General features: G+C 55.6%; 12 protein-coding genes. 1 reads left to right on the top strand and 11 read right to left on the bottom strand.

Annotated elements, in window-relative coordinates; genetic code table 11:
* Positions 1-842, top strand: an 842-nt coding sequence (locus ACLRGG_RS02780) for an IS4 family transposase (protein WP_416248317.1), incomplete at its 5' end; no start/stop codon positions are given.
* A gap of 42 nt (positions 843-884) precedes the next feature.
* Here ACLRGG_RS02780 and ACLRGG_RS02775 read toward each other — a convergent pair.
* From ACLRGG_RS02775 to ACLRGG_RS02725, 11 genes are all read right to left on the bottom strand, one after another.
* Positions 885-1277 (bottom strand): tail fiber assembly protein, encoded by a 393-nt coding sequence (locus ACLRGG_RS02775; RefSeq protein ID WP_416248316.1) that lies wholly within the window; start codon positions 1275-1277, stop codon positions 885-887.
* Entirely contained in the window at positions 1277-2254 is a 978-nt protein-coding gene (locus ACLRGG_RS02770) for a hypothetical protein (protein WP_416248315.1), read from the bottom strand. The genes ACLRGG_RS02775 and ACLRGG_RS02770 overlap by 1 nt, the downstream gene beginning before the upstream one ends.
* Positions 2254-2919, bottom strand: coding sequence for a baseplate wedge 1 family protein (locus ACLRGG_RS02765; RefSeq protein WP_416248314.1), 666 nt, complete (start codon positions 2917-2919; stop codon positions 2254-2256). The genes ACLRGG_RS02770 and ACLRGG_RS02765 overlap by 1 nt, the downstream gene beginning before the upstream one ends.
* Positions 2916-4115 (bottom strand): baseplate J/gp47 family protein, encoded by a 1200-nt coding sequence (locus ACLRGG_RS02760; RefSeq protein ID WP_416248313.1) that lies wholly within the window; start codon positions 4113-4115, stop codon positions 2916-2918. Before ACLRGG_RS02760 ends, ACLRGG_RS02765 begins: the two co-directional genes overlap by 4 nt.
* A complete protein-coding gene (locus ACLRGG_RS02755) occupies positions 4115-4468 on the bottom strand; it encodes a contractile injection system sheath initiator (RefSeq protein WP_345828587.1) in 354 nt (117 codons plus the stop codon). The genes ACLRGG_RS02760 and ACLRGG_RS02755 overlap by 1 nt, the downstream gene beginning before the upstream one ends.
* The gene (locus tag ACLRGG_RS02750; protein WP_416248312.1) at positions 4465-5157 is read right to left on the bottom strand and encodes a Gp138 family membrane-puncturing spike protein; all 693 of its coding nucleotides are present in this window, start codon (positions 5155-5157) and stop codon (positions 4465-4467) included. The genes ACLRGG_RS02755 and ACLRGG_RS02750 overlap by 4 nt, the downstream gene beginning before the upstream one ends.
* A gap of 72 nt (positions 5158-5229) precedes the next feature.
* Positions 5230-6273 (bottom strand): hypothetical protein, encoded by a 1044-nt coding sequence (locus ACLRGG_RS02745; protein WP_345828588.1) that lies wholly within the window; start codon positions 6271-6273, stop codon positions 5230-5232.
* Positions 6270-6578 (bottom strand): phage baseplate plug family protein, encoded by a 309-nt coding sequence (locus ACLRGG_RS02740; protein WP_067709485.1) that lies wholly within the window; start codon positions 6576-6578, stop codon positions 6270-6272. The genes ACLRGG_RS02745 and ACLRGG_RS02740 overlap by 4 nt, the downstream gene beginning before the upstream one ends.
* Positions 6575-7141 (bottom strand): phage baseplate protein, encoded by a 567-nt coding sequence (locus tag ACLRGG_RS02735; protein WP_067709490.1) that lies wholly within the window; start codon positions 7139-7141, stop codon positions 6575-6577. Before ACLRGG_RS02735 ends, ACLRGG_RS02740 begins: the two co-directional genes overlap by 4 nt.
* Positions 7141-8898 (bottom strand): phage tail tape measure protein, encoded by a 1758-nt coding sequence (locus tag ACLRGG_RS02730; protein ID WP_416248311.1) that lies wholly within the window; start codon positions 8896-8898, stop codon positions 7141-7143. The genes ACLRGG_RS02735 and ACLRGG_RS02730 overlap by 1 nt, the downstream gene beginning before the upstream one ends.
* Positions 8891-9040 carry a DUF6889 family protein gene (locus ACLRGG_RS02725; RefSeq protein WP_067709495.1) on the bottom strand — a complete coding sequence of 50 codons (150 nt, stop codon included), beginning with the start codon at positions 9038-9040 and terminating at the stop codon, positions 8891-8893. Before ACLRGG_RS02725 ends, ACLRGG_RS02730 begins: the two co-directional genes overlap by 8 nt.
* Positions 9041-9061 lie beyond the last annotated feature (21 nt).

Here is a 9061-nt window from a genome sequence, read left to right as displayed (position 1 = left end):
GGTCAATCCCTTTACTTAGCTGGATAGTCCCGTCAGAGAAACAGCAGAACTCGCAAATACAGAAAGACTTTCTTGATGCTCTTGCTGACGCTGTTAATCCTGGAGCCAGGGTCATCATCGTCACTGATGCAGGCTTCCAGAATGCCTGGTTCCGGCATATCAAATCACTGGGCTGGGATTTTATAGGTCGTATCAGAGGCAATATCCAGATGCGGCTGGACGGCAAGGGGGAATACTGGTTCAGGCGTCAGGAGTTACAGGCCAGCAGCAGACCGGAATATCTGGGGCCAGGAACACTTGCCCGCTCAGAATATGCCCGGTGTGATGGTCATTTTTATCTGCATAAAAAAGAGCCGAAAGGCAGGAAACATCGACACTCGCGGTGCCGCATAAAGCGCAAATCTCAGGTGAAGGACGGGCGTTCATCAGCAAAAGACCCATGGCTTATCTTTAGCAGTACTGATGATTTTAAACCACGTGAAATCATGAAATTGTACAGTCGCAGAATGCAGATAGAGCAGAACTTCAGGGATGAAAAAAGTGAGCGCTTCGGGTTCGGTCTGCGTGCCAGTTACAGCCGTTCGGCTGGAAGAATGCTGGTACTGAGTCTGCTGGCGACGCTGAGTACAATCGTACTGTGGCTTATTGGCTATCACGCTGAAAATAAAGGGTTACATCTTAGATACCAGGCCAACAGCATTAAAACGCGGCGGGTGATCTCGTATCTGACGTTAGCGGAGAATGTCTTACGGCACTCCCCGCTAATTTTAAAACGAACGGTGCTCAGCACCGTTCTTAATCACCTCGCCAGAACCTACCAGAATATGGTGTTGGTTTATTAGCGCTGATTTATGGGGATCCCTCAGCGCTCTCGCGGGCATTATTCATTCAGGTTTCACAGGCCATGTGATATCTGGTGCTTTACTGGTATCCACTCGGCTGAGTAGTACCCTGTATTTTTTCCACGCGACAAGGCGCGCCGCCTCCTCATCAGTTGCCATCCCCACATCGACAGCATCCTGCAAGGGCGCTATAACTTGTCCCGCTTCAGCCATAAGTCCTGCCAGTTTCGAGACTGCCAAAAATACTGGACTCTCTACCTCAACAACCTGAGCAGTAAAAACGCCATCTTTGTAGTCATCATTCTGAGCGGGTTTATTTCCCAGCGCAGTAATGTCGACCCATTTTAATGAAGGGTGGTAAAGCTTCTCAGGTGCAATATCGAGAGAAACAACCTCGGCAACCTTATTATTTTCAATTCGTGCATACGTTTTCATTAACTGTATTCCTCAATATAAATTACACCATGACTTCCGAAGCTGCCGATATAAGGGTCGGTTCGTGTATTACCCCCGCCGCCTGCGCCGTATATTGTCTTACGCCAGCTGGTAGATCCTTCCCCGCTTCGACTGCCTCCCCCCCAGTAACTCGCTCCGCCATCACCAGAACCACCCGAGTAAGGGTTGGCGGCTCCTACTATTCCAGGCGCATCGCTACCATCGCCTCCCTGAATATTTAAATCCCCCCCCACGGCCAGGCCACCTCCACCTCCCGCATCGCCACCCTGATTATCTGCTCCATTCGCAGCCGTCAGTAAACCATTGAACGTACTGCTGGTCGCGCCCAGGGTATCGTCAGCCCCTCGTCCAACAATGCCTGCATAGGTTTTTGAGTCATCCACATCAAGCCATGCAATAGCAGTGGCACCTGCCCCGCCCCCGGCTCCTCGTGAACGATAGTTTTCGCCCCAACCAAGAAAGCCATAGCCGTGCCCCCCTCCACCGGTAAGAATAATCTTTATCTTTCTGGTACCGGATGACGGCTGATAAGTAATATTACCCGGTGCGGTGAAAATCCGACGGCCCATAAAACGACCTGAAAATTTATCGCTTAAACCAAGGTTTGCAAGAGCCGCAGCCACCGCCGCTGGGCCTGCGTTTTTGATCTCCAAAAAGCTATTTGCGGTTTGGAGAAACCCTTCGGCGTTATTGGCTTTTAGCGCCGCCAGCAGATTGGTGACGAGGGTTGCGACGGTGCCATCATCCAGCACGTCCTTACCGCTTTTATCGGCAATAAACTGTGCCAGAACGGCGGCCATCGTGGTGCTCTGCCGCAGCGCTTTATTGATCTGCGCCGAAGAGGCTTTTCCGGACTGGAACCCGGTAGCCAGCGATTGCAGCTGCTCGTAGTCGCTCTGGCTGACGACGTTGGCGCCGGAAGCCGTTGCAAAAGGTTTAAAGTTATTTGTAGCCATTAAAGATTTACTCCCCATGCGCCTTCATCAAATCCGGCGATATAGTGGTTGTCGAGGTCAAAACCGAAAAACTGATTGCCTGCGGACGGTGTCAGGATTTCACCGGCGTAAACCCCTGCCGCCTTAACCGTCAGGTAGCCCTGGCGGATGGCAGCCAGTAGTTCAAGTGATACCTCAGAGATTGTCGTGTCAGGAAAAACCCCGATAGAAACGGTCATATCCTGATTGTCGACGATTTGCATTGATAAACCGGTACCCACCAAAGCCGCATCCAGAATGGACGGCAGCGAATCGTTGGTACCGTCCCAGCTGTTGATGGCGATTTTTGCTTTCAGAATGGAGCGGTACACGTCATCACTCAGCCGGGTAAAGCCGGCATCCGGATCGTACGGGCCCTGCCATACGCCCTGGTCATAGCCCACCACCTCGGTATCCCAGGAGAAATAGATCCCCGCAATAGGTTTGGCCACGATTCGGGTACGGCCAATCCATTCCCCCAGAATATCCAGCTGGCTGCCGATCGCGTCATCAATGTCAAAAGCGGTAATTAAACGTTGTGTGGTGCCCAGCGTATCAATGAAGGGCTGGGTTGAGAGATCGATATGCCCGGTAAACAGGGGCTTATCACGATGATAATTAGTAATCAGATCGGTATATTGACTCATACCGTTACCTCAATCGTAATATTCTCCCTGCTGACCGAGGCGGATTCGTTATAAGCAACCGCAATGTTAGCGACCGCCACGCTGGCAGCCGATCTGCCAATCTGAAGCTGGGTGATGTCGTAATAGCCGTGCGCCCCACCGCTGGTGTCTGCCAGGTTTGCAGGTGAATAGAGGCGGCTCAGCAACACATCCTCACCGATCGCAAGGCCGTTGATGTAAGCGGCAATCGCGGTTTTCATATCCTCACCGATTTGCGTGGTATAGCCGGTGAAAGCTCTGATAACGATGGCCACGTGCACCGGGACGTCAGAGGGGCGGGAAAAGCTGATGCTGTGGGGGTTGCCATACTTATCGCTAACCACCAGCGTTGACGAGCCCCAGGTCGCCGTTCCCTGCCCTTTCTTCCCGCGTAGCACCTGCGCAATAGCGGTCACATCGCCGCCGTCAACAATCGCGGCAATGGCATGTGCCGGAATACCGTGAGCGTCAACCGTCCCGGTGTCGTTTTCATAGAGCCGGTGGTTGGTCACCCCCGGTACGCTGGCGATAGCGGCATCCAGTGCATCAAAAGGTGTGAGCGAGGCCAGCGCTACGCTCTGCGTCTGCCGAAGGCGCAGCTCGCTGTCCGTTTCCGCCGCCGTACCGGGCGTCGCCGCCGGAATATTGGTTACGGATGTCCAGCCCCGGGTCGGCGTATTGATGCCGTTGACCGTTCCCGGCAGCGCTACCACGGCGCCCGCACTGGCGCAGGTCGCCGTTACGGTTGTCATTGACGCGGTGCCTATGGTGACGCTGTCGGGCAGGTTCCAGATAACGCCGTTGCTGTCCCTGACCGAGCCATTACTGATGGTGGTGCCGGGAATACCGGTCAGGGTGACATCCACCACGGAAGAGGTGGCCCCCTGGCGGGTGATGCCATTGATTTTTACGTTTCGACTCAGTGCATCGCCCATCGCGGTAGAGGGCGAGAAAGCGTTGTAGCAGTGGATAACCGCATTATTGGTATCATGAATAGCCAGCGCGACTATCGCCAGCATCTGCCCATCCTTGCTGTCCGGCTCAAGGTACGCATCGCTGCCGTAAATCTGCTGAAAATAACCGGTCAGGGTGCTGAGGATCGCCTGATAGCCGGGCGCAGCGATCCCCTGGGCCGTTATCGTTGCCGATAACCCCAGCGTTGAAAGATTAAGTGCCATTATTCCTCGCTTGTGACTGTCGTGGTGCCGTACCGGGTGCTGACCGTCGCCGTAACGACCGCCCGCCGCGTTGTGGCGGTAAAGCTCATTTCAAATGAGAGGATTTCCAGCACCCCCTCGGTTTCCAGGATGCGCTGGCGCAGCGCCAGCTCGACCGCAACGTCGTTTGGCCTGTTGGAGAGCAGATTCATCCACGGCGTTCCCTCGGTGGTATCAAGGAACCACTGCCCGTACCACAGCATCAGCCGGGTTTTGATCGCCTGGGCGACGGCCTCCGGGCTGTCCGTCAGAAAAGTGTTGTCCCCTTTGCCGAAGGTGTAGTCACCGTCCTTGTCTTCACGCCGATATTTCATTGCGGCACCTTAGTGACGCTGTTGCCACCCTGAATACCGCCGTGAACGTGTGTCGCCTGGCTAATGCCCTGCGCAATCTGATCTCCGGTGGAGGTGATCCCGCCGTCGACGCTGACGTTGCCTTTGGTGGTGACCTCACCATTAACGCTGACGTTGCCGTTAATCGTTAACAGCGACGTGTTAATGGTCACCGCCCCGCTCTGCGCCAGGGCGATAAAGGCGCTGCCTTCGTCGGTGCGAATTTGCAGGGAATCGGTACTGATATCAGCGATTTTTTGCGCCTGCGACTGCGGGCCGACCAGCGCGAACGCGTCGGAAAGATCGTGCTGGCGCGGGTCGACCGGCTCCTGAACGCCGCCGCTTTGCCACCAGAAGTCGATGCAGCGGTCGCTGAAGAGAAGCAGGCACTCATCGCCCGCCTTGACCGGAAAGGTAATGGTACAGCCGCCGCCGCGTGGAAAAATGACCGGTACATCCACCAGCATGGGCAGCTCTACCGATTTGCTGCCGCCTTTGCCGTCGCGCACCGTCCCTTTAATCGCGGGCTGCACCTCGCAGGTCACCGCAACAGGGTCGAATGAGTGAATGATGCCGGGCAGAGAGACGCGCAGTGCGGAGGATACCGAGCTGGATAAGGCTTTATACGCCTGATATTCCCCGCCAATCACTGACTGAATTGGAACTGGCATAAAAACTCCATTAAAAAACCCGCACGCGGCGGGCTGATATAAAAACGGGCGCCGCAGAGGCTGGCGCGAGTGTTAGGTTGCTTTTTGCGGGGTGAGGTTAATCAGCGTCTGGTTTTCCCGGGCAATACACAGCAGGGTCATATACCAGTTGGTACCGCGGGTGTCGCCGTCATAAGTAATGGATTTGACGATATAAACCCCTTCTGATGAGAGATCGCCCGCATGGCTTTTACTGTCCGCCCCCTTCCGGGTGTCATTTGCTCCGGCTGCCGCCGTGCCCTGTGACGAAGATGCGGCATCATCCTGAGTTAACATGCTTCGCTTAATCTCAACGGTACCGTGAAGACGGATATTGGGGTTGATCAGACATTTCACCGTTATCCCGTTATCAATGTTTACCGAAGGCACGCCAATCAGGCCGGACTGATAGTTAAGTACCACCGAGGACGAAAGGTAGCTCTCCTCCGGTACCATTTGCAGCTTTCCATCAACAAACTGCCAGCTTGAGCGGCACTGCGCAGCCACGTTATCCATCGTCTGCGCGGCCGTCTGATAAAACACCCGTCCGCGCGGGAAGCGCGTGTCAGGCAGGGTGCCGGTTGCGCCTGACGTTACGCCTGCCGGGTCGAAGTTGCGCAGGGTAAGGGAATAAACATCCCCAGGCCGATAACCTGCCGCCAGCGTACTTTTCAGGGTGGTGGTTAAGGCCGCCCGGTGTCCGTCGACGGCATGCACGATCATCGCGTAATCGGGTGTCGATTCCTGCTGAGTGGTGGCATAGCGGATCTCGCCGCTAAAGATCTCACCATAGTTCAGTCCCCGACTCTGGCCCGTCTCCTCCTGCGAAACTGGCACAGCAACGCCTACCTCGCTGCTTTGAACCGCCGGCGCGATCCCCTGATAACCCGCCACCACTTTAATTCGGGTAAACTCTCCTTTCAGAATTTTATTGCGGGTCCCCTCCGCCAGATTGTAAAGGGCGATGGTCGCCTCACTACCGGGTTTACTGACGTCGGTGGTGATGGTAAAGGTGATTTTCAAATCGCCTAAGACGTAATTTTGCTGGTCCTTATCCGTCAGGACCAGCTCAAGATAGCGGTTCCAGTTGACGCTCATAGTGACTCCGTCAGGACGCAAAGATGACTCTTAGTACCGAGATCAAACTGCCCGGGCGATCCCGCCGTGGGATCGTCACAGAAAACCGCCAGCCCGAAATCCAGGTTGAGATAGCCGTGCTGCTCCAGCAGGTTAACATCAGCCACCAGCGGCAGACCGGTGATAATATCGCTGCCGTTAATATCCTGAAGATCCAGAATCCAGCAGGGATCGCGCCACAGCAGGCCGATGCGATAACTGATATTGTTGATGGAGATATCGAATCGCTGATTATCCGCAGATAACGGAATTTCATTGATATTCACGCTGCCCCCCTTATAGCCGACGTGCCGCTCCATGGCCGGGTGACTTTCTTACCGCTGTTATGCACCTCGGCGGTGGCCACGCCCTGCTGCATATTGTCTTTCCCTGCGCTGTAGCTCAGCTGCGTTTCGCTGACCAGCACTTCAGTCAGCTTTAAAGTGGCAATCAATGCATTTTCATTGTCCCTGCTGCCCGACACGGTTATCGAGGTGATCAGCATATTGCGATATAAGCGCTTGCCGGTCACCACGTCCAGCAGCTCCCGATTTTGCTGCGCGTCGCGTAATTTTTGATACACCTCTTTCGGGCTCTGCCCCAGACTCAGGCCGGACGCGAGCGAACGGGTATCCCATAAGTCCAGCAGCGAGCCGCCGCCCGCGCACCCAATCGTCATATCCAGCTGGGCGGGATTTTGCCAGGCATGGTCGTAGATTTTTGCTCCCCGCTCAACCGGGTGGCTGGCGGTCGTTAACGTATCGGTATGGGTTTCAGCGGTGACCACATCCGGGATCAGCACGCCAATCTGCCGACGCTGTAGGGTAAAAAGTGTTGAGAAAAGATCCATTATGTTGGCCTCGCAGAAGCTTGCTCAACGAAATAAGCGTTAACATCGTGCTGATGCTGCTTAATCTGCCAGGCGGTGGCAACGGGATCGGCCGAACCGCTGACGTTGATATGCGTCTCCTGCTGGAGATTCACCACCTTATCCTGGCTAACGCTGTTCACCTCACTGACTGAGGCCTGTCGTCCGTCCGTGGCCTGAATACTGGCCGCATGCAGCGTCAGTAACTGAGCATTCAGGGCCTTCGCCGGCCCGGATAAGGCACTTTGCACTCCGCTCTTTGGGCTCTTTTCGTCAGTTCCATCCGGTGAAAAGAGCCCGGTAAAGGAATGCTTCATATCCTCAATGTCCTTATCAGAGAAAAAATGCACCTTATGCAGAAAAGATACAAATGGCCCTTCGGCCAGCTCTTTGCCCATCTCCGTAAAGAAGCGGTTAAGAAAGGCCTTTACCTTTTCCACGGCCGCGATCATATCGGGCGACCAGTTCCCCGTCAGGAAGTCCGACAGGGTTTGCAGCCCCTCTTTCCAGTCAAGCGTGCCCTGATTCAGCTTATTGAACTTATCTACCAGCCAGCCGATTGCCGTTTTCGCGGCGGCAATACCGGGCGCCCACGTATCCCAGTCAATAAGGGACTTGCCCCCCTCCTGCCAGGTTTTGTAGTCATCGTATAACGCGAGGATCGCCACGCCCAGCCCGGCGATGATGCCGATCGGTGAGAGCAGAAATGCGCTGTTTAACAGCATCCAGGCAACCGTCACTTCACCCAAAATGGTTATCAGCTGCTTTGTGCCGTTATCCAGTCCGTCCCACCAGCCCGTCAGATCGTTTGCGCCCTGAACCAGCCGCACGACAACGCGCTCCCCCACTTCCGCCACGCTGAGCAGGATATCCACCACCTTACCCAGCGTGCGCTCAATATCAGGCGCATTCTCCAGCAGCCTGCCGCTTAAGCGGTCAAAGGAGTCTGCCAGGCCGTCCATCAGCCGACTGCCGCTTTTAGCCTGAACCAGGTCGCCGACCTGACTGATGCGCCGCTGGGCCGTCATCATATGATGACCGCTGGCGGTCACCTGGCTCATATTGACGCCGAGAGTGTCCACGATGCGGGCATATTCCGCGCTAAACTCCCCCAGCCCCTGGCGCATGGCCGTAGCGATCTGCGGATTGATATTCAGCCTGCTGGCAAAGTCCGCCGCCTGCGCCTGTGGAAGGGCCGCCAGCTTACTGCTGGCGCCGTTAAAAATCTGGCCTGCCGAACTGAGCTGGCCCTTATCATCCCGCGTGGTAACGCCGAGCCGGTTAAGCAGCGCCTCCGACTCGGGCGAACTTTTCACCCGATCGGCAAGCGCCGTAACGGCCTTAAGCAAGGCATCGCCCCCCACGCCGGTTTGCGCACCGGCGTAGTCAAGCCCCTGGGTATCGGCGGCGCTCATACCGGCCTGTTGCGCACGCCAGCCCAGTTGCTCAAAACGCCCGGAAACCTGAATGACATAGTTTACGGCCGTGGCGATATGTCCGGTGGTGCGGGCCACCACGTCGCTAATCGTCCCCAATGCCGCGCCGAAATGCGGTAATATCGCTGTCGCATGGTCCATAAAGGACACGACCTGATTTAACGCCTTGCTCTCCTCAAGCTTGTTAAGCCCGGCCAGTAGTTGATCAAGTGCCTTCGTCGCGAAGGCCCCCGCCCCGCTGCTTTCTTTCCGCTGATATTCTTCCAGCACAGCCGGTAAGCCCGCTACGCCTTCATCACTCATTAGCCTGTTTCCATCGAATAATGCGGTTTTCGTTATCCGCCTTCAGATCCAGCCAGTCGTTCATGCGGGCAATGTCCGCCAGGTCGACCGTGCCATCCTTGAGGGCGGCGTAGCTGATATACCCGGCTTCCACCGGGCGCATCAGAAAATCTTCATCGTCTGG

The sequence above is a fragment of the Erwinia sp. PPS120 genome (assembly GCF_047918655.1).
Lineage (GTDB): Bacteria > Pseudomonadota > Gammaproteobacteria > Enterobacterales > Enterobacteriaceae > Erwinia > Erwinia tasmaniensis_A.
Note: the sequence above shows the minus strand (reverse complement) of the source record. Positions and strands in the feature narration are given on the sequence as shown.

What these genes read in the sequence shown, in the direction of transcription:
- ACLRGG_RS02745 (WP_345828588.1), bottom strand. Translation starts at nt 6,273, where the DNA reads ATGAGCGTCAACTGGAACCGCTATCTTGAGCTGGTCCTGACGGATAAG.
- ACLRGG_RS02765 (WP_416248314.1), bottom strand. Translation starts at nt 2,919, where the DNA reads ATGAGTCAATATACCGATCTGATTACTAATTATCATCGTGATAAGCCC.
- ACLRGG_RS02725 (WP_067709495.1), bottom strand. Translation starts at nt 9,040, where the DNA reads ATGCGCCCGGTGGAAGCCGGGTATATCAGCTACGCCGCCCTCAAGGAT.
- ACLRGG_RS02730 (WP_416248311.1), bottom strand. Translation starts at nt 8,898, where the DNA reads ATGAGTGATGAAGGCGTAGCGGGCTTACCGGCTGTGCTGGAAGAATAT.
- ACLRGG_RS02760 (WP_416248313.1), bottom strand. Translation starts at nt 4,115, where the DNA reads ATGGCACTTAATCTTTCAACGCTGGGGTTATCGGCAACGATAACGGCC.
- ACLRGG_RS02775 (WP_416248316.1), bottom strand. Translation starts at nt 1,277, where the DNA reads ATGAAAACGTATGCACGAATTGAAAATAATAAGGTTGCCGAGGTTGTT.
- ACLRGG_RS02770 (WP_416248315.1), bottom strand. Translation starts at nt 2,254, where the DNA reads ATGGCTACAAATAACTTTAAACCTTTTGCAACGGCTTCCGGCGCCAAC.
- ACLRGG_RS02755 (WP_345828587.1), bottom strand. Translation starts at nt 4,468, where the DNA reads ATGAAATATCGGCGTGAAGACAAGGACGGTGACTACACCTTCGGCAAA.
- ACLRGG_RS02750 (WP_416248312.1), bottom strand. Translation starts at nt 5,157, where the DNA reads ATGCCAGTTCCAATTCAGTCAGTGATTGGCGGGGAATATCAGGCGTAT.
- ACLRGG_RS02735 (WP_067709490.1), bottom strand. Translation starts at nt 7,141, where the DNA reads ATGGATCTTTTCTCAACACTTTTTACCCTACAGCGTCGGCAGATTGGC.